This is a genomic window from Pigmentiphaga sp. MLSB6-MA01, from assembly GCF_058793475.1.
In genome coordinates, this window is record NZ_JBXAFV010000004.1 from 111,848 (window position 1) to 137,016 (window position 25,169).

Below are 25,169 nucleotides of genomic sequence, written 5' to 3' on the forward strand. Positions count from 1 at the left end.
GAAACAGGAGAATCCGTGTCCTCCCGGCGAATTTCCTGCAAGATATACGGATTCGGCCACCGCGCCAAACGAGTTCTTTTCACTGATCTGTGCGTTTTACGCACTTGTTAAAGTAGAATCTTCCGATCCCTGGCCCTTCTCATGCGCCGCAAACTGCCCAGCACCGCCGCCCTGGCCGCCTTCGAGGCGGCCGCGCGCCACCAGAGCTTCACCAAGGCCGCGGCCGAACTGGCGCTGACCCAGAGCGCCGTCTGCCGCCAGATCGCCGGGCTGGAATCCTTCCTGGGCCTGAAGCTGTTCCGCCGCACCCGGCGCGGCGTCACCCTGACCCAGGCCGGACAGACCTATGGCGAGTCCGTGGCGCGCCGCCTGGACGAAGTCGAACGCGACACCCTGGACCTGATGGCCCGGCGCGGCGAAGGCGGCGTACTGGAACTGGCGTCCGTGCCCACCTTCGCCACCCGCTGGCTGCTGCCGCGCCTGGCCGACTTCGAACGCCAGGCCCCCAACATCGTCCTGAACATCACCCCCCAGAGCCGGCCCTTCCTGTTCGAAGGCACCCCGTTCGACGCCGCCATCTACGCCGGGGACGGTCCCTGGCCAGGGACCGAAGCCGTCTTCCTGATGCCCGAGAAACTGGTGCCCGTGTGCTCCCCCAGGCTGCTGGGCGTGCGCAAGCGCATCATGCCCGGACAGTTCTCGGCCTACCGGCTGCTGCAGCAAAGCACGCGCCCCTATGCCTGGCGGCAATGGTTCGCCGCGCAGAACGTCAGCCACCCGCACGACCTGGGCGGCCCGCGCTATGAATTGTTCTCGATGCTGGTGGAAGCCGCCGTGCACGGCCAGGGCATCGCCCTCGTGCCGCGGCTGATCGTGGAGCAGGAACTCGAATCGGGCCGGCTGATCGTGGCCTGCGAGCGTGAGTCGGTGCGGGACAAGAACTACTACCTGGTCCTGCCCGAATGGAAGGCCGACCATGAACCCCTGCACCTGTTCGCGCAGTGGCTGGCCGGACAGGCGGCCCAATACCGGGCGCAGCACGGGCTGGAAGGCGAAACGTCCCTACCGCCCAAGCGCTTCACGCGGTGATCGCGGCCATCACGAAATCGACGACGTGCTCACGGCGCTCGTCCAGCGCGGCATCGTCCGCCAGGTCGGTACCCAGCACCGCCGACAGCGTGTGGCAATTGGAAATGCTGAAAAAGCACAAGGCGTTGATACTGATATAGACCTGGCGCGCATCCAGCCCGGGCCGGAAAAACCCCGCCTCGGCCCCCGCCTTCAACAACATCCCGATCCGATGGATCATCGGATCGTAGATGGATTTCAAGCGTTCCGATTTGCGGATGATCTTGCCCTTGTTCACATTCTCGCCGCTGAGCAGATTGACGAAATCCCGGTTGTGGCGGACATGGTCGAACGTGAACAGGACGAAATCCCGCAGCGCGGCGCGCGGATCGGCGGCGTTCAGTTCGAGCCTGGGGTCGTTGGACCGGAATGCCGTGTACGCCGCTTCAAGCACCGCCAGATAGGCATTCTCCTTCGAGCCGAAATGATGGGACAGGATCTGCTTGCTGACGCCGGCGCGGGTGCAGATCTTCTCGACGCTCGCGGCGTGGTACCCGCTATGGGAAAACTCCCGGTAAGCCGCGTCCAGCAGGTTCTGCCGCGTGCGTTCCGGATCGCGGGCGCCGTTCGAGCGGCTCGGACGCCTCGTGGCCGAAATGAAGAAGGCCGGCTTGTCTTTCTTGTCGGTACTGCGAACTGTCAATTTGACGCTTCCTGAAAAAAGTGGAGCAGGCCCCGGTCAGTCCAGTATTTCCCGGCGGAGCATCCCGTGCACGCCCTTCTCTCCGTTCACCGCCTGCGTCACGTGGAAGTCGACGGCAAGCGAACACAGCTGATAGGCATGGGCGCGCGCAAGACCGGTTCGCGCACGGATGAAGTCGATCATCTCGCGCAGCGCCTGCTTCAGGGCCTGATCGAGATTCTCATGGAACCCCATGCTGATGTAATGCGTCGGCGTTTCCGCGCGAGGAAAGCGAAGCACGGGATCGGCGGCGCCGCCCCCTTTGTGGACGGCCAGCGTGAACTCGCCGTCCAGGCAGGTTTCGAGCGCGGTGACGCATACCTCGCCGTCTCCCTGCAACGCGTGGCCGTCGCCCGCGGAAAAAAGCGCGCCGGGGACGTGGACGGGAAGAAACAGCGTGCTTCCGGCCACCAGTTCCTTGTTGTCCATGTTGCCGCCATGGACGCGCGGCTCTTTCGAAGAAATGCAGGCATATGAAGGTGGCGGCGCAACGCCCATGACACCGAAGAAAGGAGCGACCGGCAGCGTCATGCCCCATGCGAGGCGCGCGCGGCGGGTCTCACGATCGATGGGGATCGTGGCCACCGTCAGGTCGGGGAAATCCTCTGGCAGCGCCCCCGCCAAGGGGCGGATGTAGTTATACCCCCAATCCGAGCCCAGCTCCACCGCGTCTATCCTGACCTCCAGCATGTCCCCCGGCTCCGCGCCCGCGACGCCGATCGGACCGGTCAGGATGTGCGGTGCCAGCATGGGCAGGTTCGCCTCGGCGATGCGCCGCAGCGCCGCGGGCACGGTCATTCCCGACCCGGGTTGCGGAAACAGCGAGGCCTTGCCGGACACGGTCTCCACCTTGACCGTATCGCCGGACTCGATCGTCAGGATGGGCTCGAAGCCGGCGTCGAACATGCCGACCCGGACATTCTCGGGCGAGGCGGGAACATGGTGGATCATCGTGCAGGCACTCCGTGCGTATCGTTCAAATGGCAGGCCGACGCATGCCCGTCCCCATGGGACACCAGCGGCGGTTCTTCGACCTTGCAGCGGTCCATCGCGGACGGGCATCTGGCATGGAAGCGGCAACCCGGCGGAGGATCCACCGGGCTGGGAACATCGCCGGCCAGGATGATGCGCCGGCTCCCGGCGCCGCGGGCCTTCATCGAGGGCACCGACGACAGCAAGGCCTTCGTATAGGGATGCCGGGTCTGGAAGAACACTTCCTGGCGCGTGCCGATCTCCACGATCTTGCCCAGGTACATCACCGCCACGCGATGCGTCATGTGGGCGACGATGCCCAGATCGTGGCTGATGAACAGCAGCGCCAGCCCCAGCTCCCGCTGCAAGTCCTGCAACAGATTGATGATCTGGGCCTTGACCGACACGTCCAGCGCAGACACGGCCTCGTCGCATACGATCAGCTCCGGCTCGGCCGACAGGGCCCGGGCAATGCCGATACGCTGGCGCTGCCCCCCGCTGAACTCGTGTGGCCACCGGCCGATGGCGTCGCACGGCAATCCGACCTGGTCCAGGACGTCCCCGACCTTGCGGTCGATCTGCGCCCTGGAGAGGTCCGGCCGGAAATTGCGCAGGGGCTCGGCCACGATATCCCGGACCTTCATCCTGGGGTTCAGCGACGAGAAAGGATCCTGGAACACCACCTGCAATTTCTTGCGGACGGGACGAAAGGCCTCGGACGACAACCGGTCTATCCTCATCCCGCCCAGCTCGATGCTGCCATCCGTGATGGGAAACAATCCCAGGATGGACCGCCCGACCGAGGACTTGCCGCAGCCGCTCTCGCCGACGAGCGACAGGGTCTCGCCATGTCCGATGCTGAACGACACATCGTCCACGGCCCGGAGCTGCCGGGGGCGCGCGCCGGGGAAACGAGACCCGATCGCGTAGTATTTCTTCAAACCGGTGACCTTCAACAGCGGTGCGTTCATGAACCTGCCCCCTCTTGCACCTCGACCCGGTGGCAAGCCACGCGATGCCCCGGCGACTTGACCTGCAAGGCCGGGACCACCGCCCGGCATGCATCCACGGCCAAGGCGCATCGCCCCGCGAACGCACAGCCGTCGATGCGCTCCTTGATGCCGGGCACGGTGCCCGGTATTTCCGCCAGCCGTCCACCGCCCGCGCTGGAGTCCAGCGTGGGCACGGCGCCCAGCAGGCCCCGCGTATAGGGATGCAGCGGATCGCGAAACACCTGCGCGACGGGCGCCTCCTCGACCACCCGTCCCGCATACATCACCAGCACGCGCTGCGCCACTTCCCACACCACCCCGAGATCGTGCGTGATGAGCACCACGGCCGCGCCGGTCCGGCGCGTCAGGTCCTTCACCAGGTCGAGGATCTGCGCCTGGATCGTTACGTCCAGCGCGGTCGTCGGCTCGTCGGCGATCAGGAGCCGCGGCTCGCACGCCAGGGCCATCGCGATCATGACCCGCTGGCACATGCCGCCCGAGAGTTCGTGCGGGTATTGCCGGACGCGGCGCCGCGGCTCGGGGATACCGACCAGCTCCAGCATCGCCACCGCCCTGTCCCGCGCCGCCTGGCCGCGCAGTCCCGCGTGCAGCGCCAGGGCTTCGCCGATCTGCTGGCCGACCGTCAGCACGGGATTCAGGCTGGACATGGGATCCTGGAAGATCATGCTGAGGACATTTCCGCGGATGCTCCGCATGTCCTCCTCCGTCAGCGCCATGAGGTCACGGCCCAGCAGGCGGACCTTGCCGGCCACGCGCGTCGTGCGGGCGGGCAGCAGCCGCATGATGGACATCGCCGTCACCGACTTGCCGCTGCCGCTTTCGCCCACGATGGCCACGGTTTCCCCCTCGGCCACCTGGAAGCTGATGCCGTTCACGGCGCGGCCGATCCCATCGCGGGCGAGAAACTGCGTCTGCAGGTCCTCGACGTCCAGCAAGGGGGCGGCGGAAACGCTCGTGTCCTCATACATGTTCGTTCATCCTCGGATCCAGGAGATCCCTGACGCCATCGCCCAGCATGTTCATCGCCAGCACGGTCACGCTGAGAAACAAGGCGGGAAAGAAAACGATGTACGGCTTGACCTGCCAGATGCTCCGGCCTTCGGCCATGATGTTCCCCCATGACGGGATGTTGGACGGCGTGCCGGCCCCCAGGAACGACAGCGCGGCCTCGATGAGGATGGCGCTGGCGCAGATGAAGGTTGCCTGCACGATCAGCGGCCCCATGACGTTGGGCAGGATGTGCCGGACCATGATCGTCGGCGCCCGGGTTCCCGAGGCGATGGCCGCCTCGACGAAGAGCTGCTCCCGCAGCGAGATCACGATCCCGCGCACCACTCTCGCGACGCGGGGAATCTCGGTCACCGTAATGGCGAAGATCACGTTGCCGATGCTGGCCCGCGTCAGGGCCATCAGCGCGATCGCCAGGAGGATGGGCGGAATCGACATCATGCCGTCCATCACCCGCATCACGATGTTGTCCGCCCATCGGACGTAGCCGGAGACCAGGCCGACAGCCAGGCCGATCAGACAAGAGAGCAGCGCCACCGAAAAGCCGACGGCCAGGGATACCCGGGCGCCGAACAGCACGCGCGAATACAGGTCCCGGCCCAGGATGTCGGTTCCGAACCAGAAGCGCGCCGACGGCTCCAGCTTGCGCAGCGCCGGCGCGACGGATGCCGGGTCCCGGGTCATCAGCCAGGGAGCGAAGACCGCGACCAGGATGATCAGCAAGAGCAGGAGACCGCCGATCACCATGGTCGGATGACGACGGACGAATCCGGAAACCCCGCCGGCGGGACGCGTCGCGGGAAACAGGTCCGGCAGCGGCCGGGCCGCCGGCGGAGCAAGTTCCGCGGCAAGCGTCGTGGTTGCTTGGGCATTCACAGCCGTACCCTCGGATCGATCAGGATGTAGACGAGGTCGATCAGCAGATTGACCATCACGTAGGTAAACGAGAACAACAGCACCACGCCCTGGATGACGGGGTAGTCGCGGCGCAGGATGGCATCGGCGGTGAGCCGGCCCAGGCCGGGAATGGCGAACACGCTTTCGGTCACGACCGCGCCGCTGACCAGCAATGCCATGCCGATGCCGATGACGGTAACGATGGGCAGGGCGGCATTCTTCAATGCATGGACGTAGAGGATGCGAACCCGGCCCACGCCCTTGGCGCGCGCGGTGCGGATGTAGCCCTGTTGCAGGACATCCAGCAGCGCGGCACGCGTCGTGCGCGCGATGATGGCGATATAGACGCCGCTGAGCGCGAACGAAGGCAGCAGCACGCTGCGCAGCCACGGCCCCAGCCCCTCCGAGAATGCCCGGTATCCCTGCACCGGCAGGATTCCCATCTGCAGCCCGAACACGTAGGCCAGCACATAGCCCAGGACGAACACCGGCACGGAGAATCCGAACACGGCTCCCATCATGACCAGGCGATCGACCCAGGAGTCCGCCTTGGCCGCCGCGGCGATCCCCAGCGGCACGCCGACGCTGGTCGCGATGACCAGGGTCACGGCCATCAGGGAGATGGTCGGCTCCATGCGCTCCAGCAGCAACGTGCCCACCGGCAGATTGGTGAAGATCGACGTCCCCAGCGCCCCATGCAGAAGCTGCCAGACCCAGGTGGCGAAGCGGATGGGAAACGGTTCGTCCAGGCCCAGGGAGACCCGGATGCGGTCCAGCTCCTCCTGGGTGGCGTGGTCGCCGGCGATGAGCAATGCCGGATCGCCGGGCGCCAGGTACATCAGGCTGAACACCAGCAGCGCGACCACGCCCATGACGGGCAGGGTCGACAGAATCCGGCGGACGATGAAACCTAGCATGGCGCATCCTCCGGGTTCGCGATGCGTCCCGACAGGCCCAGGTCCTGCTCCAGCGCCTGGGACAGCATGAAGAGACGCTGTTCGGCGTCCCACGGCCCCACCAGTTGCAGCCCCACGGGCAGCCCCGCCCCGGTGAACCCCACCGGCGTGGAAAGCGCGGGATGGCCCGTCAGGTTGAACGGATGCAGCGCCGCCGCCCAGTGCGGATAGGCCCCCGGATACCCCGGATCGATGGCATCCAGCCGAGGCGCCGCGACGGTCGTCGTCGGCATGGCCAGCACGTCGAAACGTTCAAAAATTGCCTGCACCGACCGGAAAAGCGCGGTGCGCCGGTCGCTGGCAGCCAGGAACTCGATGGCCGACCAGCCGCGTCCCTGTGCGATACCCGCGCGCAGCGTGGGCGTCATCTTGTCCGGCGCGGCGTCGAAAAGGGCCCCATACCGCCCGGCGCGATGCGTGCTGGCCAGCGTCGCATACAGGGGATAAAGGCCATCGAAGCAGGCCTCGCGCAGCCCCTCGACACACGCCCCGCGATCCGAAAGACGGGACACCGCGGCCGACGTGATCCGCAACACTTCCGGATCGGTTCGATATTCGCCGAAGTGCTCGATCCAGCCTATGCGCAGGCCACGGATCTCGCCGGACCACGCGGGCGGCGCGCCCCTGGTCGAGAACGGATCGGCGGCGGACGGCCCCTGCATCACCGACAGCAGCAGCGCCGCGTCCTGCGTGGTCCGTGCCATGGGTCCGATGTAGGCGAAATTCCCGAAGCCGTCGGCCACCGCCTCGATCGGCACGCGTCCCAGGGTCGGTTTCATGCCGACCACGCCATTCCAGGCCGACGGACAACGAATGGATCCTCCGCCGTCGGTGGCGATCGCCAGCGGCCCCATGCCCGCGGCCAGGGCCGCTCCGGCCCCGCCGCTCGATCCCCCGGGCGTATGGTCCAGGTTCCAGGGGTTGCGCGTCACCCCGGTCGCCAGGCTTTCGGTCACCATCTTGTGCGCGAATTCGGGCAAGGTCGTCTTGCCGACCAGGATCGCGCCCGCGGCCCGCGCCCGCTCGACCGCCACGGCGTCCTTCGCCGGGATGGCCGGCGCCGCGGCGATGGATCCGTTGCCCAGCGGCACGCCGGCCACCGCGACATTGTCCTTGACCGTCACGGGCACCCCGTGCAGCGGGCCGAGCGCCGCGCCCGCCATCACCCGTTGCTCGGCCGCGCGGGCCGCCCTTTCCGCCTCTTCCCGCAAGACCAGCGCGAACGCGTTGACCCGCGGATTGGCTCGATCGATGCGATCGAGCACCGCGCCGATGACCTCGACCGGCGAAACCTGGCGCGCGGCAATCAGCGCCGCCAGGCGCGTCGCGGAGCATCCGCAAAGCTCGTCCTGTCGCATGGCCGGCTCAGCCTCCCTCGCTCACGGAACGGGTGGTGATCTTGCCTCGTTCGTCCAGGCCGAAGCCTTGGCGGCGCGCCGCGTCCATCACCTCGTCTATCCATTCGACGCTGCCCGGGTCGTCGCCGCCGATGATGACCAGCAGCAAGGCCTGGCCGGGGCTCTCGTTGCGGAATCCGCGCAATACCCCGACCGGAAGCGAGATGACGTCATACTGGTCGAGGAAGATCTCGTGCTCGCCGTGGTCCCCCCATTGCACCGAGAACCGGCCGTTCAGGGGCATGAACACCTCCACGGTCCGATGCTTGTGGAGCGCGCTGCCTTTCCCCGCCTCGACCCGGACGATGGACAGATGAAAGCCCTCGACATCCGTGATGGGTGGAACGATGGCGCCATCCTCGGCCACGCCCTGGCCGATGATGCTCAGGAGCTCGCGCTGGAACTCGGGCCTGGCCGCGTCGATCAGCGGCATGGCGCTGGCCTGGAGCTCGCTGAAGACGGCCACCCTTTTTCGCATTTCCTCGGGACTTACCTGACGACTCTGCATGGACTTCTCCTAGGGAATGATCCTTCCGGACGCGCTCACCGCTTCTCGACGTTCCAATAGGGCTGGACGTACGCGGACAGCAGGCCGGTGACGTTGGGCCGATAGGCGCTGACGACATCCCACTGCCCCACCGGCACGTAGGGCAGGAATTGCCACATGTGCTCTTGCAGGACTTCGAACGCCTGCTGCTGCTCGGCGGGGGTCAAGGCCCGCAGGACACGCTGGCGCAGGCGCTCTCCGGCCTCGTCGCAGGGAAAGCCGGGCCAGTTGTGCCCGCCGCAGGACATGTCGAGCGCGGCGTTCGTCAACGGGTGGAACCAGATGCTGCCGGTGGCGTTGTACGGAAACAGGTGATAGCCGCCCTTGCCCGGAGGCTGGCCCTTGGCCCGGATGCGTTGCAGGAGCGTGGGAAGATCGGTCACCTGGAGATCGACCTTGACGCCTGCTTCCTTCAGGCGCTGGGCCAGCACTTGCGCGACGGCCATGTTCGGACCGGCCGGCAGGCTCAGCAACACGATCGTCTCGCCCTTGTACCCCGCCTCGGTCAGCAGGCTCCTGGCCCGTTGTACGTTCTGCTTGAGGAACGGCTTGGATCCCGCTTCCGTACCGAAGGCGGTGCCGCAGACGCTGAACGAATGGCATGGCTTCCAGTCCGCGTCCCCCGCCACGGCGGGCATGATTTCGTCCTGGTCGATCAGCAGCGCCAGCGCCTGGCGCGCCCTGACGTCGTTGAACGGCGGAAGCTGGAAATTGGGCCGCACGAACTCGACGAAGGGCAGCCCATTGGGACTGAGCTTGAGCCCCCGCTGCCTCAGGAACGCGATCTGGTCCGGGTCCGCCTCGGCCCACAGGTCGGCCTCGCCCGCCGCCAGGGCGTTCGACGCCGTCGTCGCGTCCGGCATGATGATCCAGCGGACCTGATCGACCTTGACGACCCGCCCCCCCGCCAGGCCATCGGCCGGCTCGCCGCGGGACAGGTAGTCGGCATTGCGCGCGAATACCACCCGGCTGCCTTCCACCCGCTCGGCATCGACGAACTTGAACGGCCCCGAACCGACCACGGGAAGCGGCATCGGCGTGTTGTAGGGGCGCGCCGCATCCTTCTCCCGCATGATGCCCGGAATGGGCGAACCCGCTCCGGCCAGCAGGAACTCCACGAACCCGAACGGTTCCTTCAGGACCAGCCGGAAGTCGCGGTCGCTGACGGCCGCCAGGGACGACAGTCGCGACTTGAGCTGCGCCCCGATGGCCGTGTTGTCGGCCCAGCGCTTCACCGAGGCCACCACGTCGCGCGCGGTCACCGGCGATCCGTCGTGGAACTTCAGGTTAGGGCGCAGCGTGTAGTCCCGCGTCAGGCCGTCGCTGCTGACGGTGTACTTCTCCACCATCATCGGCTTCGCGACCAGCTTGCCATCGAGCGCGAACAGCGTGTCGAAGACCATTTGCGAATAGACACGCGACACCCGGTTGCTGCCCTGGGTGGGATCCAGCTCGGTCACGTCGCCGCTGATGACACGCAGTACTTTCCGCCCCTCCTGCGCGGGCACATCCCGCATCCCGACAGCGAGCATCGAGAAGCAGATCACGATCGCGAACAATCTTTCGAGTTTCATGGCAACGCACTCCGCTTTGGCTTGAAACACCCCTTGGATACGCGCCAATGATACGCACAATTCCCCATGAGTCAACCATCCGGTTGGTTGATAATGGAAGAAAAAAAATCCCTGCCGGCGCCTGGGCGCGGGCAGGGATTTCTCTTGGCGGGCGGTACTACAAGGGTTTCTACTGACCTTCCAGGAAGCTCTTGAGCTTGTCCGCCCTGCTGGGGTGACGCAGCTTGCGCAGCGCCTTGGCTTCTATCTGACGAATACGCTCGCGCGTCACGTCAAACTGCTTGCCTACTTCTTCCAGCGTCTGGTCGGTGCTCATCTCGATACCGAAACGCATGCGCAGCACCTTGGCCTCGCGCGGCGTCAGCGAATCCAGCACTTCCTTCACGACGTTGCGCATCGAACCATGCAGCGCCGCATCCGAGGGCGCCAGCGTCGCCGTGTCCTCGATGAAATCGCCCAGGTGCGAATCGTCGTCGTCGCCGATGGGGGTCTCCATCGAGATCGGTTCCTTGGCGATCTTCAGGATCTTGCGGATCTTGTCCTCCGGCATGTCCATCTTCTGCGCCAGGGTGGCGGGATCCGGCTCGGCGCCGGTTTCCTGCAGGATCTGGCGGCTGATCCGGTTCATCTTGTTGATCGTTTCGATCATGTGCACCGGAATGCGGATGGTGCGCGCCTGATCGGCGATCGAACGGGTGATGGCCTGCCGGATCCACCACGTGGCATAGGTCGAGAACTTGTAGCCGCGACGGTATTCGAACTTGTCCACCGCCTTCATCAGGCCGATGTTGCCTTCCTGGATCAGGTCCAGGAACTGCAGGCCGCGGTTCGTGTACTTCTTCGCGATCGAGATCACCAGGCGCAGGTTGGCCTCGGTCATCTCGCGCTTGGCCTTGCGGGCCTTGGCCTCGCCGGTGGCCATCTGCTTGTTGACGTCCTTCAGGTCCTTGAGCGGCAGCACGACGCGGGCCTGCAGGTCGATCAGCTTCTGCTGCAGTTCCTGGATGGCCGGGATCTGGCGCGACAGCGTCTCGGAATAATCGTGGGCGGCGTTGACTTCTCCAAGCACCCATTCCAGGTTGGTTTCATGCCCCGGGAAGGCCTTGATGAAGTGCGTCCGCGGCATGGCGGCACGGTCCACACAGATCTGCATGATCGCGCGCTCGAGCTTGCGGACCTCCTCGACCTGCGCGCGCAGCGTGTCGGCCAGGCGCTCGACCATTTTCGCGGTGAAGCGGATGCCCATCATCTCTTCCAGGATGGTTTCCTGGGCGGTCATGTAGGCTTCCGACTTGTAGCCTTCGCGCTCGTAGGCCTGGCGCATCCTGTCGAACCAGCGCTTGACGTTGTCGAACTTCTCCAGCGACTTCACGCGCAGCTCTTCGACCTGCTTGCTGCTCATGCCGCCGGCGGGAGCGTCGTCGCCCTCTTCATCGTCATCGTCGGACGACGAGGTGACGCCCGAACCGGCATATTCCTCGCCATCGTTGGGGTCGATCAGGCCATCGACGATCTCGTCGATCTGGATCTCGGACGCGCGGACGCGATCTGCATTTTCCAGGATCTCGTTGATCGTGGTCGGGCAGGCGGAGATCGCCATCACCATGTGCTTGAGGCCGTCCTCGATGCGCTTGGCGATCTCGATTTCCCCTTCGCGGGTCAAGAGTTCGACCGAGCCCATCTCGCGCATGTACATGCGCACGGGATCGGTGGTGCGGCCAAAATCGGAATCGACCGTGGACAGCGCGGCTTCCGCCTCTTCCTCGGCATCGTCGTCGGACGAGGCGACCGGGGCGTTCTCGTTCAGCAGCAGGGTCTCGGCATCGGGCGCCTGGTCGTAGACCGAGATGCCCATGTCGTTGAACGTGCTGATGATGCCGTCGATGGCCTCGGCGTCGACCAGGTCATCAGGCAGATGGTCGTTGATTTCGCCATAGGTCAGGTAGCCGCGATCCTTGCCGAGCTTGATCAGCAACTTCAGGCGATTGCGGCGCGCCTCGTATTCCTCGGGCGTCACCGGCCCGCGGGCGATCAGGTCCTTGGGATCGGCCTTGCCGCGCTTGCCCCGGCCCTTGGGGATCTTGATCTCGGGAATCGGCTCGGCATCACCATCGCCATCGCCCACGTCGTCGAAATCGCCGCCGGAGGAAGCATCAGCCGGCTTGGCGTCCTTGGGCGGACGGCCGGGCCGGCGGCCTGGAGGCTTGGCCAGCAACTCGGCCAGCTTCTTCTCGGCGTTTTTCTTGTCGGCGGCCGTCGCGGTCTTGGCGGCTGTCTTGGAAGCCGCCTTGGTGGCCTTCTTCGCAGCCTTGGCGGCCGGCTTGGCCTTCTCGGTCGGCTCGGCCGTCACGGCATCGAAATCGGCATCGGCCGCCTGGGCCGCGGCTTGCGGGTCCAGCAACTTGGTGCGGGCCCTGCCAGCCGACTTGACCGTCACCTTGACGCCGCTGGCGGCCGCCGTCTTGGACGCAGCCTTTTCCTTGGCCGCGTCTTGCCCTTCGGCTTTGGATTTGTTTACAGTCAGCGTCTTGCCTGTCGTTTTCGCCATGGTCGGTCAACCACTCCTAATATTTCATCCGGTGGCCGGATTGCTCCAGCCCCCAACCCGCGGGTCGGCACCTATGCACCGATCTCGGCCGCCGCCGGGTACACGCGGCATACAACATCGGCCTGCTACTGCATATATTTGTGTCCGGGTGGGCGCACGGCAACCGCCGCGCCCCCACGCATCCGGCTAAGGTCCCTGGCAAAAGATCGCGCAAAGCAAAATCCATACCAGAAAGCGGGAAAAAATACTCCCGATCAGACCTACGGTAAACCCTCTATTCTACCACTCTCGGCTTCTTCAACTCTAAGATTCTTTCGGTCAAGTCGAGGTAGCGAATCTTGTCCTGCGCATCCTTCAGGCCGGAAACGGCCAATTGCTGCTGTTCGGCGATCGCGGCATGCAAGGCCACCATGCGCAACGCATCGTGCAGTTCCGCGTCGGGGTCCGGCAACTCTTCTTCATAGATAGTGGCCGTCGACGCCATTACAAGAGTCTGCGACAGGTCGCTGCCCTCGGCAGCCTGCAACAGCGCGCCCGCATGCTGGGCACCGGTCTCGCGCACCAGCGCCAGCAGCGCCTTGACCGACTCGTACCCTTGGTTGGCCTCCAGCAAGCGCTCGGCATCCTCGCCCATATGCCGGACCAGGCCAGGATGTGTCAGCAGCAACTGAAGCAAGCGCCCCGCTATCGGCGTCACCCTGGCCCGCGGGCCCGTATAGCCCTGCGCCCGCTCGTCGCCGTAGCGGCCATCGCGGTCCCGGAAACGCCCGCTCTTGAAGCGTCCCGACCGGAACCCGCCGCCTGCGGCCGGCCCGGCGGGCCGATCGCGAAAATCCGGGGCAGGTTCGTAGAAATGGTCGTCAGGCGGTTCGTGGTCGGGCACCCAACCGGGAGCGTCGGCACTGTCCTGCACGCCATTATTAGACTCTGAGCGAACCGGCGCCGGGGAAGTTCCCCGCATCTGGGCCGGCGTCTGCACCAGCGGGCCGCTGGGCACGTCCTGCAGGGGGACCAACTGGGCCAGTTCTTCCGTGGTCAGGCGGGTCAGCTGCGCCAACTCCCGCAGCACCTGCATGCGCAGCGCACCGGCAGGCATGGCTTGCAGCAGCGGCTTGGCATCGTGCACGCAGCGCGCCCTGCCCTCGGCCTCGTCCATCTGATGCCGCTCGACCAGCTCGCCCAACATGAACTGCGACAAGGGCATCGCCTCGCGCAAGGCCTTGCGAAAACGCTCGGCGCCGAATTCGCGCACGTATGAATCCGGATCGTGCTCGTCAGGCAGAAAAAGAAAGCGGATCGAAATATCGTCGCGCAGCAGCGGCAGGCAGGCCTCCAGCGCGCGCCAGGCCGCCTTGCGCCCGGCCTTGTCGCCATCGAAGCTGAAGATCACGCTGTCGCTGGCGCGCAGCAGCTTCTGCACGTGCACGGCCGTGGTCGCCGTGCCCAGCGTGGCCACCCCGCACTCGATCCCGAGCTGCGCCAGCGCCACGACATCCATGTAACCCTCGACCACCACCACCATGCCTTCCTTGCGGATCGCCTGGCGCGCCTCCCAGAGTCCGTACAGCTCGGACCCCTTGGAGAAGATGGGGGTTTCGGGTGAATTGAGGTATTTCGGCTCGCCCTTGCCAATGATGCGGCCGCCGAAGCCGATCAGGTGGCCCCGGGCATTCCGGATGGGAAAGGTGACGCGTTCGCGAAAGCGATCGTAACGTCGGCCATCTTCGCTCAGGATGACCAGCCCGGCCTCGACCAGCAGCGGATCGTCGTAGCCAGGCAGGACCGCGGACAACCCCTGGCGCTCGCCGCCGGCCCAGCCCAACCCGAAACGGGCGGCGATCTCGCCGGACACGCCACGCCCCTTCAGGTAGGCCACGGCGGCGCCGGCGCCGCGCAACTGCTGCCGGTACCAGGTATTCGCGGTTTCCAGCACCTGACTGTGGCGTGACACCACGGCTTCGCGCTGCTGCCGCGCCGCCCGCTGGCGGGGGCTGCGCTCTTCCTCGGGCACCTGCATGCCCACCATGCCGGCCAGCGAACGCACCGCCTCGGGAAAGCCGGCGCCCGTGTGCTCCATCAGGAAGCGGATGGCCGTGCCATGGGCGCCGCAGCCGAAGCAATGATAGAACTGCTTGGTGGGGCTGACCGTGAAGGAGGGCGATTTTTCTCCGTGGAAGGGACACAATCCCAGCAGGTTGGCCCCACCCTTGCGCAACTGCACATGCTGGCCCACGACATCGACGATGTCGACCCGGGCCAGCAGATCCTGGATGAATGACTCGGGGATCATGCGCGCGGCGCGAAAAGGAAATGCACGGACCGCCGGCTCAACCCAGACGGGCCTTGATCAGCTTGGACACTTCGGCCATGTCCGCGCGCCCCGCCAGCCTGGGCTTGACCAGCCCCATCACCTTGCCCATGGCCGCGCCGCCAGTGACACCCTGCGCCGAAACCTCGGCCACGGCGGCCGCGACCACCGCCTCGACTTCCTCCTGGGGAGCCGCCTGCGGCAGGAACTCCTGGAGGACCGCCATTTCCGCGCGCTCCTGCTCGGCCGATTCGGTCCGGCCGGCCTGCTCGAACGAGGTGATCGATTCGCGGCGCTGCTTCACCTGCTTCTCGACGATGGCGACGATCTCGGCATCCCCCAGCTCGCGGCGCTCGTCGACTTCCTTCTGCTTGACCGCTGCCGACAGCAGCCTCAGGGTCCCGAGACGCTCGGTCGCCTTGGCGCGCATCGCGCTCTTGATTTCATCGGACAGGCGGGCTTTGAGAGTATCTGCGCTCATGGGGAGATTCCGCGATTAGAGAAGAAGCCGGGCGCCACGGGAGACGCGAGCCAGGACTAGGATAACGGCAAAAACGCCAAAAGCCGCTCCGGCTCGTGCCGTAGCGGCTCTGACAACAACTTGGCGAAACGACTGGAAAGCTTATGCCGCGCCCAGGGCGCGGCAGCAATCAGTACAGGCGCTTGGGCAGTTGCTGGCTGCGAATGCGCTTGTAGTGGCGCTTGACGGCGGCGGCATGCTTGCGCTTGCGCTCGGCCGTGGGCTTTTCGTAAAACTCGCGCGAGCGCAGTTCGGTCAGCAAGCCAGTCTTTTCAATGGTGCGCTTGAAACGACGCAGGGCGACCTCAAACGGCTCATTTTCTTTAACGCGAATTGTCGGCATGTAACGATTGCCTCGGGGTTGCTAGGGGTTGATCAAGCCTGCCAATATAGCAGATCCTTTTCCATATTGCCACCCCTTCCGCAGCCTCGGTGCTACACTGCCGCTAGGGTTAACTCTGATCATAATCGCGTTCACGCGCATTTTTCAATGATTGTCCTCGGCTTCGAAAGCTCCTGCGACGAAACCGGCGTCGCCGTCGTCAGCGCCGAACGCGGCCTGCTGGCCCATGCGCTGTATTCGCAGGTCGACATGCACCAGGCCTATGGGGGCGTGGTGCCGGAGCTGGCCTCCCGCGATCACGTGCGGCGGGTACTGCCCCTGACCCGGCAGGCCTTGAACGACGCCGGCCTGACCCTGGACGACGTGGACGCCGTGGCTTACACCGCCGGCCCCGGCCTGGCCGGCGCCCTGCTGGTGGGAGCCAGCGTGGCCCAGGCCATCGCCTGGGCGCGCGACCTGCCCTCCATCGCCATCCATCACCTGGAAGGCCACCTGCTGTCGCCGCTGCTGGCAACGCCACGGCCCGAATTCCCCTTCGTCGCGCTGCTGGTTTCCGGCGGGCACACCCAGCTCATGCGGGTGGACGGCGTGGGGCGCTACGAGTTGCTGGGCGAAACCCTGGACGATGCCGCCGGCGAGGCTTTCGACAAGACCGCGAAGCTGCTGGGCCTGGGATATCCCGGCGGGCCGGCGTTGTCCCGGCTGGCCGAGTCCGGCCGCGCCGACCGCTTCGACCTGCCCCGCCCGAAACTGCACAGCCCCGACCTGGACTTCAGCTTCAGCGGCCTGAAGACCGCGGTGCTGACCCGCATGAAAACCCTGGCTCCCGACGACGCGCAGGCACGCGCCGACCTGGCCGCGGCCACGCAGGATGCCATTGTCTCGGTGCTGGTCGCCAAAGCCGCCAAGGCCCTCGAAGCCACCGGGCTGAAACGCCTCGTCGTCGCGGGCGGCGTGGGCGCCAACCGGCTGCTGCGCGAACGCCTGGCCACACATCTCGCGCGCCTGCGCGCGCAGGCCTTCTTCCCGCCGCTGGAGCTGTGCACCGACAACGGCGCCATGATCGCCTTCGCCGGCGCCCTGCGCCTGCAAGCCGGCCTGGCCGACCCCGGCGAACGCCACACGAGCTTCACCGTGCAACCCCGGTGGCCATTGGGCGCTGCCTAGCTGGCAGCCAACGAAGCCCCGCTGCCACAACCCAAGATAACCGTACTAGACCCAGGATGCGGTGGATCCGGCTCCGCCGGTCCACCCGCATCGCCCCCTGGGGGGGGGCGCGTCAGCGCGTAGGGGGGGGACTCTTCTTCCCGAGCTTGCTTTCCTTGCCTGCGAGCAGCTTGGAAATATTCTGCCGGTGACGATAGAGCAGCATCAGCGCCATCAGCCCGATGGCCGTGCCGATCCTGGAGTCGGCGGTCCAGGCCACGCCATGGCCGAACACGTAGTAGATGGGCGCGAAGATGGCCGCGACGATGGCGGCCAGCGACGAATAGCGGAAGAACAGCGCCACGATCACCCAGGTCGCCAGCGTGGCCACGCCCAGCCAGGGTTGCAGGCCCAGCAGCACGCCCAGCGCGGTCGCCACGCCCTTGCCCCCCTTGAAGCGGAAGAACACCGGGTACAGGTGGCCCAGGAACACCGCCAGGGCCACCACCGCGATCGTGGCCTCGCCAAAGCCGAGGCGATACGCATAGACCTGGGCCAGCCACACCGCCACCCATCCCTTGAAGGCATCGCCGACCAGCGTCAGGACCGCGGCGGCCTTGCTGCCGGAGCGCAGCACGTTCGTGGCGCCCGGGTTGCCGGAACCATAGGTGCGCGGATCGTCGAGTCCCATCACCCGGCTCACGACGACGGCGAACGAGATGGAACCGATCAGATAGGCGATGACGGCGGCGGCGACGGTGATCATGGATGGGGAACCTTGGGCCTATGTGGCCACGTCACGGTGACGATGGCATGACAGCCGGCGATTCTACCGGTTGGGCAAGACACTGTCCCGCTGCAGGCGCACGAAATCCATCGCCCCCTCGCCCATCACAGCGCGGCGGCAACCGGAACGGCCTGCAGCAGGCGGACGAGTTCGCGCGGATCGATGCCCACGAGGTAGCCCCGGCGGCCGCCGTTGACGAGTATGCGCGGCAGTTCCAGCACGCTGCCTTCCACGTACACCGGCATGGCCTTGCGGGTACCGAAGGGCGAGGTACCGCCGACCATGTAGCCCGAGTGGCGCTGGGCCACTTCCGGCTTGCAGGGCGCCACCTTCTTGACGCCGATCTGCCGCGCCAGGTTCTTGGTCGACACTTCCCGGTCCCCGTGCATCAGGATGACCAGCGGCCTGGCGGACTCGTCCTCCATGATCAGGGTCTTGATCACGGCATGCTCGTCCTCGCCCAATTGCCGCGCCGATTCGGAAGTACCGCCGTGTTCGACGTACTCGTAGGCATGTTCGGTGAAGGCAACGCCGTGCTTGCGCAGGAATTGCGTGGCGGGAGTTTCTGAAACGTGTCTGGCTTTGCTCATGATGAGGAGTCCGGCAGCGTCAGCCTCGCGGGTGATGCCGCTCGTGCAGTAGTTTAAGCCGCTCGCGCGCGATGTGCGTGTAGATCTGCGTGGTGGAAATGTCGGCGTGTCCCAGCAGCATCTGCACCACTCTCAGGTCGGCGCCATGATTGAGCAAATGGGTGGCGAAGGCGTGCCGCAGCACGTGCGGCGACAGGGCCGCGCGTATGCCGGCCCGTACCGCGTACTTCTTGACGATGAGCCAGAAGCTCTGCCGGGTCATGGCGGCGGCGCGGGCGGTCACGAACAGCGCATCGCTGACCTTGCCCCCGATCAGCGCCGGGCGCGACGCCTCCAGGTAGCGCGTGATCCAGTGCGCCGCTTCCGCCCCCAGCGGCACGAGCCTGTCCTTGCCGCCCTTGCCCATGACCACGCGCACCACGCCCTCGTTCAAACCGACGTCGAGGGATTTCAGGTCGACGAGTTCGGACACGCGCAGGCCCGTCGCGTACAGCGTTTCCAGCATGGCGCGATCGCGCAGCCCCAGATCGGTGTCGAGATCCGGCGCGCCCAGCAGGGCTTCGACCTGGGCCTCGGATAGCGTCTTGGGCAGGCGCGGCGGCTGCTTGGCGGCACGCAGCGTCAGGCAGGGGTCGGAGTCCACCCGATGCAGCCGCAGCGCCCATTGGAAATAGCGGCGCAGCGTCGCCAGCCGCCGGTTGGCCGTGGTGGCCTTGCTGTGATGATGGACCGCCGCGAACCAGGCCTCGATATCGTGCGCGTGGGCCCGGTCCAGGACCGAGGCGCGCTTCTCTTTCAGCCAGGCGTCGAAGGCCGACAAGTCCTGGCGATAGGCGCGCAGGGTGTTGTCGGACAGCCCGTCCTCCAGCCACATGGCTTCGAGGAATGCCGCGACGCCGGGATCGTCGCCCGGCCGGACCACCCCCTGCCTGGACTTGGTCCGGCCATCCCGCGCCGCATTCATGCCGCGCGTCCCCGGGCCCGCCGCCGCGGACCGGCCGGTGGCACGGCAAGCAACGCCACCTCCAGGACAGCCAGCACGTCATCCCCGGCCCGGGACGCGAACACCGGGACGGATTGCCGGCCGCGCCAGCCGTCCAGTCGGCCTTCGAGCAGCAGCGTCGCGAAACCATGGACCGCCGACCAGGCCAGCAACAACCGGCGCTCGAAATCCTCGCCCCGCCCGTCCAGCCCTCGTTCTGCCAACGCGCCTGAAAGGGTGGCGGACAAGTGGCCGGCGGCCTCGCTGCCCGCCCGCTCCAGCTCGGCATCGCCGGGCAACAACCGGTCGTAGCGGAACATCAATTGGAATTGGGCCCGATGGCCGATGGCGAAATCGATGTAGGCCAGGCCCACGGCCCGCAGTTGTGCTTCCGGCGCCGCGGGCGCCTTGTCGCGATAGGCCTGCATCATGGCCGACAACTGCTGGAAGCCCGAGACTGCGAACGCCGTCAGCAGTCCGGCGGCATCGCCGAAATGATGCGCGGGCGCCGCGTGCGACACCCCGGCGCGGCGCGCGCATTCGCGCAGCGTGAAGCCTTCGAGGCCGCGCTCGTCGAGCAGGGACCGCGCCGCGTCGAGCAACGCCTGGCGCAAATCGCCGTGGTGGTAGGAGCCCGCCTGACGGGCAATGGCGCGACGGGGGCGCTTGCCGCCCGGGGGAAGATCAGCTCGCATGCCTCATCTTCGCAAAGAAATCTTTACGCCGTCAAATTGACGGCCCGCCCGCCTGGATTTTTCTTGACAGTGTAAACATCGAAAGCTATCGTAGCGCTTCCCCCATCTAGACATCGTCAAGACCATGATCGCCGACTTCATTCTTGCCTGGATGCACCACCTCTGCTTCCTGGGCATGGCCGCGGCGCTGGCCATGCAATGGGCGCTCCTCAACCCGTCCCGACCCGCCATACCGCTGGCCTTGCTCGGCAAGACCGATGCCTGGTACGGCAGCCTGGCCATGCTGATCCTGGCCATCGGCGCGGCGCGTGTCGCCTGGGGCCCCAAGGGCGCGGCCTTCTACCTGGACAACCCCGTCTTCTGGGCCAAGATCGCGGTCTTCCTGGCCGTGGGCGCCATCTCCGCCCTGCCCACCCTCAACTATCTGCGCTGGCGCCAGCAAGCCCGCCACAACGCCGCCTTCCAACCATCGCCCGCCGACATCGGCAGGGTCCGCCAGGCCATCCGCCTCCAGTTCCTCGGCTGGCTCGCCCTCCCCATCCTGGCCGCCGCCATGGCCAGAGGCCTGTAGCCGCCAGGAAAAGCCCATCAAGACAAACGGCCCCGCTTAAAAAAGCGAGGCCGTTGCCTTTCCTGGACGGTCCGGACCCGGGGTGCCGCGGATCCGGCTTTGCCGGTCCGCCAGCACCGCCCCCTTGAGGGGGAGCGGCCGAAGCGCTTGGGGAGACCTTATTCCAGTTTTATGTTTTGCTTCTTCACCACGTCCTTCGCCTTGTTCAACTCCTTCTCGATCTCGACGCGGAACTCGGCGGGCGTGTTGCCGACCGGGGCGGCGCCCTGCTTGGCCAGGGTGTCCCTTACCTGCGGATCGGACAGCACCTTCACCGCGGCGTCGCGCAGCTTGTTGACGATGTCGGCGGGCGTACCGGCGGGAGCCAGCAGGCCGTACCAGGCCGGGTCGTTCATCAACGGCAGGCCCAGTTCCTTGAACGTGGGCACGTCGGGCAAGCCATCCACCCGCTTGTCCCACGCGACCGCCAGGGCCTTGAGCTTGCCGGCCTGAATGTTGGGCATGGACGAAGGCAGGTTGTCGAACAACATCTGCACCTGGCCGCCGATCACGTCGGCGATGGCCGGTCCCGAGCCGCGATAGGGGATGTGCACGATCTTGGCGCCCGTTCCCAACTGGAAGAGTTCACCCAGGAAGTGGTTGATGCTGCAAGTGCCGGACGTCGCGAACGAGAGCTTGCCGGGCTCTTTCTTGGCCAGTTCCAGGAAGGATTTGAAGTCGTTGGCCGGGACCTTGGGATTGATGGCCAGCACGTTGGCCGTGTGGGCGAAGTTGGTGACGGGCTGGAAGTCCTTGAGCGGGTCGTAGCCCAGCTTGGGATTGCAGGCGGGATTGATGGCCATCGTCGAGACGGTGGCGATGCTCAGGACGTAGCCGTCCGGCGCGGCGCGCGCGGCCTCGCCCGCGCCGATGGCGCCGCCGCCACCACCACGGTTCTCGATCACGAAGGGTTGGCCGAGTTCACGGCCCATGCGCTCGCCCACGAGCCGGGCGATGATGTCCGTCGAGCCGCCCGGCGCGAACGGCACGATGACGCGGACCGGCTTGTTCGGATAGGACTGGGCGGCGGCCGTGCCGGGCACGGCGAGCATGGTGGCGGAAACGGTCAGCCCCGCCAGCGAAGCGGCGATTCTTGCTGCTTTCATGCGTACTCCTCTTTTGGATGGTCCTTCACGGAATAGGCCCAGGCCGCGACGAAGCGGATGCGTATTCGCGCCGGTCTCGATGCGGCTCCTTTCTTATCCGGGGCTTGACCTCATGGCTCAAGCGGGCCTGCGCAAAAGAATAGCAAACACGTTTGACACGCCGTCCGTGCGGCACCTCTCGTTTTCCCCAACTCCTGGCGGCTCGCCCTCTTTCCCTGCCGCTGACTCACGGCGCTCCGCTCACGCGCCGGCCGCCTGGCGCGCCAGCGCCCAGCGCACGTGCTCCCGGACCAGCTCGCTGGGATGATCGGCCCGCTCGTCCAGCGCCGCGCGCGCCTCGGCCGAAGCCGGCGCGTTGCCCAGCGCCACCGCCAGGTTCCGCAACCACCGCTCGTAGCCGATGCGGCGGATCGCGCTGCCCTGGGTGCGCTCGTCGAAGTCCCGCTCGGTCCAGGCGAACAGGTCGAGCAGCGACGCCGTGTCCAGCCCGTGGCGGGGCGCGAAATCCCCCTCGGCGCAGGCCCGCGCGTATTTGTTCCACGGACAGGCGGTCTGGCAATCGTCGCAACCGTACACACGCGTGCCGATGGCCGGCCGCAGCGCCTCGGGGATGCTGCCCTTGAGCTCGATGGTCAGGTAGGAGATGCAGCGCCGGGCGTCCACGACGTAGGGCGCCACGATGGCGCCGGTCGGACAGGCGTCGATGCAGCGGCGGCATTGTCCGCAGTGCGGCGTCTCCAGGCTGTCGGCGGGCAGGGGCAGGTCGGTCAGGATTTCGCCCAGGAAAAACCAGCTTCCGTCGCGCGACAGCAACAGCGTGTGTTTGCCACGCCACCCCAGTCCGGCCTTGCGCGCCAGCTCCACTTCCATGACCGGCGCCGAATCGGTGAAGACGCGGTAGCCGAAGGCGCCGACATGCGCGGCGATGCGGTCCGCCAGCCGCTGCAGGCGCTGCCGCAGCACCTTGTGGTAGTCCCGGCCCAGCGCGTAGGTGGCGACGACCGCCCGGTCGCCCGCCTCCAGCGCCTGGCGCTGGCGCGCCGCCAGCGCGGGCCCGTCCAGCGGCGCGTAGTCCATCCGCACCATGATGGCGGACCGGGCTCCCGGGACCAATTGGGCTGGATCCTGCCGCAGCGGCAGGTGGCGCTCCATATAATCCATCTCGCCATGCATGCCCTCGGCCACCCAGGCAGCCAGCCGCTGTCCCGCCGCCTCCAGGTCGAGATCGGCGAACCCCACCGCGGAAAAACCCAACTCCCGTCCCCAGCCGCGTATGGTCTCGGCCAGCGCGGCCAGATCGGGGCCGGCCGGGGTGGAAACGGGGGCAAACGGGGGCGACGCTGACATACTGTCATGGTAGCCCATTGCCCATGAACCCTGCCTTTCCAGCCGCCATGTCCGACTCCCGCCATCTCTACCTGCCCGACGAATCCGCCACCGAAAACCTGGCCGCCCGGATGGCTCCGCTGGTCGCCACGGGGGGCCGCATCCACCTCCACGGCGACCTCGGCGCGGGCAAAACCAGCTTCGCCCGGGCACTGTTGCGAGGAGTCGGCGTTACAGGTCGAATCAAAAGTCCGACGTTCACGCTAGTTGAACCTTACAAAGTTTCGAACTTATACTGCTATCACTTTGATTTTTATCGTTTTACCGATCCACGCGAGTGGCTCGACGCCGGATTCCGGGATGCCCTGCGCGATGACGCCCTCGTGCTCATCGAATGGGCGGAACGCGCAGGCGGCGCGCTCCCGGTCCCGGACCTGGACATTGCGCTGTCTTATGAAGGCGCAGGACGCGGGGTGACGCTCAATGCCCACACCGCAAAAGGGCAGGCATGGCTGAACACACTTTTTCCCGACGCGATGGGCTAGAACCCGATCCCGACCATCCGGCGGCCGGCTCCCCCGCCGTGTCCTACGCCCAGGCCCAGGGAGTGCTGGCGCCGCGCGGCATCTCCCGCCGGCGGCTGGTGGCCGGCCTGGCCGCCACGCTGGTGGTGCCCCTGGTCCCGACGGCCAGCCGGGCCGCCGAACTGGTGGCGGTGCGCCTGTGGCCCGCCCCCGACTACACCCGGCTGACGCTGGAACTGGATACCGAACTCAAGACCGAGCATTTCGTGCTGAACAATCCGGACCGGGTGGTCCTGGATATCGAAGGCGTCGAAATGAACGCCACCTTGCGCGACCTGGTATCCAAGGTCCGGCCGGACGACCCCTACATCGCCAGCCTGCGCGTGGGACAGAACCGCCCGAACGTCGTACGGCTGGTGCTCGACCTGAAGCAGGAAACCATTCCCCAGGTCTTCAGCCTCAAGCCCGTGGGCGAGTACAAGCACCGCCTCGTGCTCGACCTGTATCCCAAGGCGGCCCAGGATCCCCTGCTCGCGCTGGCGAACAAGGGCGGCGACGACCCGATGGCGCAGATCCTGGACAACCTGCAATCCGAGCGCGACAACATCCCCGCGCCCGGCACCGGCGCGAGCGCCAACGGCGCGCCCATCCCGGAAGCGGCGCCCGAGGCGCCCGCCATCCGCCGCCGCTCCGATCCCGCGCAGGCCGTCGCGCGCATGATCACGGTGGCGCTGGACCCCGGCCACGGCGGCGAGGACCCGGGCGCCATCGGACGCGGCGGCACGCGGGAAAAAGACGTCGTGCTGAGGATCGCCCGCGGCCTCAAGGCCATGATCGACCAGCAACCCAACATGCGCGCCATGCTTACCCGCGACGGCGACTACTTCGTGCCGCTGCACGTGCGCGTCGCCAAGGCTCGGCGCGTGCAGGCGGACCTGTTCGTCTCGGTGCACGCCGACGCCTGGATCAAGCCGGACGCACGCGGTTCGTCGGTGTTCGCGCTATCGGAAAGCGGGGCCAGCAGCAGCGCGGCGCGCTGGCTGGCGGCCAAGGAAAACGCCTCGGACCTGATCGGCGGCGTCAACATCGGCTCGCACGACAAGCAGATCGCCCGCGTGCTGCTGGACCTGTCGACCACGGCCCAGATCAACGATTCGCTCAAGCTCGGCCGCGCGGTGCTGGACGAACTGTCCAACATCAACCGCCTGCACAAGCCACGCGTCGAACAGGCCGGCTTCGCCGTGCTGAAAGCGCCCGACATCCCGTCCATCCTGGTCGAGACCGCGTTCATCAGCAATCCGGAAGAGGAAAAACGCCTGTCGGACGTGTCCTACCAGAGCAGCATGGCCACCGCCATCATGCAGGGCATCCAGCGCTATTTCGCGAAGAACCCGCCGCTGTCGAAGAACAAACTGACGTAGAGCCCCCCCCTACGCGCTTCGCGCGCCCCCCAGGGGGCGATGCGGGTGGACCGGCGGAGCCGGATCCACCGCATCCTGGGTCTGGGTGG

General features: G+C 66.6%; 24 protein-coding genes. 5 read left to right on the plus strand and 19 right to left on the minus strand.

Going from position 1 to position 25,169, the window contains the following annotated elements; translation table 11 throughout:
- Positions 1-141 precede the first annotated feature (141 nt).
- The gene (locus tag AC1Q6E_RS08220; RefSeq protein ID WP_152796423.1) at positions 142-1,089 is read left to right on the plus strand and encodes a LysR family transcriptional regulator; all 948 of its coding nucleotides are present in this window, start codon (positions 142-144) and stop codon (positions 1,087-1,089) included.
- On the opposite strand, the gene AC1Q6E_RS08225 is transcribed toward AC1Q6E_RS08220, so the two are convergent.
- The 13 genes from AC1Q6E_RS08225 to rpsU form a co-directional block, all read right to left on the minus strand.
- The gene (locus AC1Q6E_RS08225; protein WP_152796425.1) at positions 1,079-1,771 is read right to left on the minus strand and encodes a TetR/AcrR family transcriptional regulator; all 693 of its coding nucleotides are present in this window, start codon (positions 1,769-1,771) and stop codon (positions 1,079-1,081) included. The genes AC1Q6E_RS08220 and AC1Q6E_RS08225 overlap by 11 nt on opposite strands.
- 36 nt (positions 1,772-1,807) lie before the next feature.
- The gene (locus tag AC1Q6E_RS08230; protein WP_492572539.1) at positions 1,808-2,761 is read right to left on the minus strand and encodes an acetamidase/formamidase family protein; all 954 of its coding nucleotides are present in this window, start codon (positions 2,759-2,761) and stop codon (positions 1,808-1,810) included.
- Positions 2,758-3,753: an ABC transporter ATP-binding protein gene (locus tag AC1Q6E_RS08235; RefSeq protein WP_492572540.1), complete on the minus strand. Its 996-nt coding sequence runs from the start codon at positions 3,751-3,753 to the stop codon at positions 2,758-2,760. Before AC1Q6E_RS08235 ends, AC1Q6E_RS08230 begins: the two co-directional genes overlap by 4 nt.
- Positions 3,750-4,763, minus strand: coding sequence for an ABC transporter ATP-binding protein (locus AC1Q6E_RS08240; protein WP_492572541.1), 1,014 nt, complete (start codon positions 4,761-4,763; stop codon positions 3,750-3,752). Before AC1Q6E_RS08240 ends, AC1Q6E_RS08235 begins: the two co-directional genes overlap by 4 nt.
- Complete coding sequence (locus AC1Q6E_RS08245) at positions 4,756-5,619, minus strand: ABC transporter permease (protein WP_492572633.1); 864 nt, start codon at positions 5,617-5,619, stop codon at positions 4,756-4,758. Before AC1Q6E_RS08245 ends, AC1Q6E_RS08240 begins: the two co-directional genes overlap by 8 nt.
- A 56-nt stretch (positions 5,620-5,675) precedes the next feature.
- A complete protein-coding gene (locus tag AC1Q6E_RS08250; protein WP_152796433.1) occupies positions 5,676-6,617 on the minus strand; it encodes an ABC transporter permease in 942 nt (313 codons plus the stop codon).
- A complete protein-coding gene (locus AC1Q6E_RS08255; protein WP_492572542.1) occupies positions 6,611-8,014 on the minus strand; it encodes an amidase in 1,404 nt (467 codons plus the stop codon). Before AC1Q6E_RS08255 ends, AC1Q6E_RS08250 begins: the two co-directional genes overlap by 7 nt.
- A gap of 7 nt (positions 8,015-8,021) precedes the next feature.
- The gene (locus AC1Q6E_RS08260) at positions 8,022-8,561 is read right to left on the minus strand and encodes a cupin domain-containing protein (protein ID WP_296558937.1); all 540 of its coding nucleotides are present in this window, start codon (positions 8,559-8,561) and stop codon (positions 8,022-8,024) included.
- 35 nt (positions 8,562-8,596) lie between these two features.
- Positions 8,597-10,174: an ABC transporter substrate-binding protein gene (locus AC1Q6E_RS08265; RefSeq protein ID WP_492572543.1), complete on the minus strand. Its 1,578-nt coding sequence runs from the start codon at positions 10,172-10,174 to the stop codon at positions 8,597-8,599.
- A 169-nt stretch (positions 10,175-10,343) separates the two neighbouring features.
- On the minus strand, positions 10,344-12,722 hold the full coding sequence (gene rpoD, locus AC1Q6E_RS08270) for an RNA polymerase sigma factor RpoD (protein ID WP_492572544.1): 2,379 nt from the start codon (positions 12,720-12,722) through the stop codon (positions 10,344-10,346).
- 274 nt (positions 12,723-12,996) lie between these two features.
- Complete coding sequence (gene dnaG / locus AC1Q6E_RS08275) at positions 12,997-15,012, minus strand: DNA primase (protein WP_492572545.1); 2,016 nt, start codon at positions 15,010-15,012, stop codon at positions 12,997-12,999.
- Positions 15,013-15,049: 37 nt separating this feature from the next.
- Entirely contained in the window at positions 15,050-15,511 is a 462-nt protein-coding gene (locus AC1Q6E_RS08280) for a GatB/YqeY domain-containing protein (protein ID WP_152796441.1), read from the minus strand.
- 169 nt (positions 15,512-15,680) lie between these two features.
- Positions 15,681-15,893, minus strand: coding sequence for a 30S ribosomal protein S21 (rpsU, locus tag AC1Q6E_RS08285; protein ID WP_087782307.1), 213 nt, complete (start codon positions 15,891-15,893; stop codon positions 15,681-15,683).
- 147 nt (positions 15,894-16,040) lie between these two features.
- Here rpsU and tsaD point away from each other — a divergent pair, with 147 nt between their 5' ends.
- Positions 16,041-17,060 carry a tRNA (adenosine(37)-N6)-threonylcarbamoyltransferase complex transferase subunit TsaD gene (gene tsaD / locus AC1Q6E_RS08290; RefSeq protein WP_492572546.1) on the plus strand — a complete coding sequence of 340 codons (1,020 nt, stop codon included), beginning with the start codon at positions 16,041-16,043 and terminating at the stop codon, positions 17,058-17,060.
- A gap of 112 nt (positions 17,061-17,172) precedes the next feature.
- Here the strand turns inward: tsaD and plsY are convergent, their stop codons facing one another.
- The 4 genes from plsY to AC1Q6E_RS08310 form a co-directional block, all read right to left on the minus strand.
- A complete protein-coding gene (gene plsY / locus AC1Q6E_RS08295) occupies positions 17,173-17,805 on the minus strand; it encodes a glycerol-3-phosphate 1-O-acyltransferase PlsY (protein WP_152796445.1) in 633 nt (210 codons plus the stop codon).
- Positions 17,806-17,930: 125 nt separating this feature from the next.
- On the minus strand, positions 17,931-18,416 hold the full coding sequence (ybaK, locus tag AC1Q6E_RS08300; protein WP_152796447.1) for a Cys-tRNA(Pro) deacylase: 486 nt from the start codon (positions 18,414-18,416) through the stop codon (positions 17,931-17,933).
- Between the two features lie 19 nt (positions 18,417-18,435).
- A complete protein-coding gene (gene xerD / locus AC1Q6E_RS08305) occupies positions 18,436-19,290 on the minus strand; it encodes a site-specific tyrosine recombinase XerD (RefSeq protein ID WP_492572634.1) in 855 nt (284 codons plus the stop codon).
- A gap of 86 nt (positions 19,291-19,376) precedes the next feature.
- Positions 19,377-20,093 (minus strand): TetR/AcrR family transcriptional regulator, encoded by a 717-nt coding sequence (locus AC1Q6E_RS08310; protein WP_492572547.1) that lies wholly within the window; start codon positions 20,091-20,093, stop codon positions 19,377-19,379.
- Positions 20,094-20,217: 124 nt separating this feature from the next.
- Here AC1Q6E_RS08310 and AC1Q6E_RS08315 point away from each other — a divergent pair, with 124 nt between their 5' ends.
- Complete coding sequence (locus AC1Q6E_RS08315; protein ID WP_152796453.1) at positions 20,218-20,664, plus strand: DUF2214 family protein; 447 nt, start codon at positions 20,218-20,220, stop codon at positions 20,662-20,664.
- Between the two features lie 158 nt (positions 20,665-20,822).
- Here AC1Q6E_RS08315 and AC1Q6E_RS08320 read toward each other — a convergent pair whose 3' ends face one another.
- Both AC1Q6E_RS08320 and queG read right to left on the minus strand, forming a co-directional pair.
- Positions 20,823-21,755 carry a tripartite tricarboxylate transporter substrate binding protein BugE gene (locus AC1Q6E_RS08320; RefSeq protein ID WP_492572635.1) on the minus strand — a complete coding sequence of 311 codons (933 nt, stop codon included), beginning with the start codon at positions 21,753-21,755 and terminating at the stop codon, positions 20,823-20,825.
- 294 nt (positions 21,756-22,049) lie between these two features.
- On the minus strand, positions 22,050-23,156 hold the full coding sequence (queG, locus tag AC1Q6E_RS08325; RefSeq protein WP_152796457.1) for a tRNA epoxyqueuosine(34) reductase QueG: 1,107 nt from the start codon (positions 23,154-23,156) through the stop codon (positions 22,050-22,052).
- Positions 23,157-23,203: 47 nt separating this feature from the next.
- Between queG and tsaE the strand changes: the two genes are divergently transcribed.
- Together tsaE and AC1Q6E_RS08335 are read left to right on the plus strand one after the other, a co-directional pair.
- Positions 23,204-23,680, plus strand: coding sequence for a tRNA (adenosine(37)-N6)-threonylcarbamoyltransferase complex ATPase subunit type 1 TsaE (tsaE, locus tag AC1Q6E_RS08330; RefSeq protein ID WP_492572548.1), 477 nt, complete (start codon positions 23,204-23,206; stop codon positions 23,678-23,680).
- A complete protein-coding gene (locus AC1Q6E_RS08335) occupies positions 23,644-25,080 on the plus strand; it encodes an N-acetylmuramoyl-L-alanine amidase (RefSeq protein WP_152796461.1) in 1,437 nt (478 codons plus the stop codon). The genes tsaE and AC1Q6E_RS08335 overlap by 37 nt, the downstream gene beginning before the upstream one ends.
- The last annotated feature ends 89 nt before the right edge of the window (positions 25,081-25,169 follow it).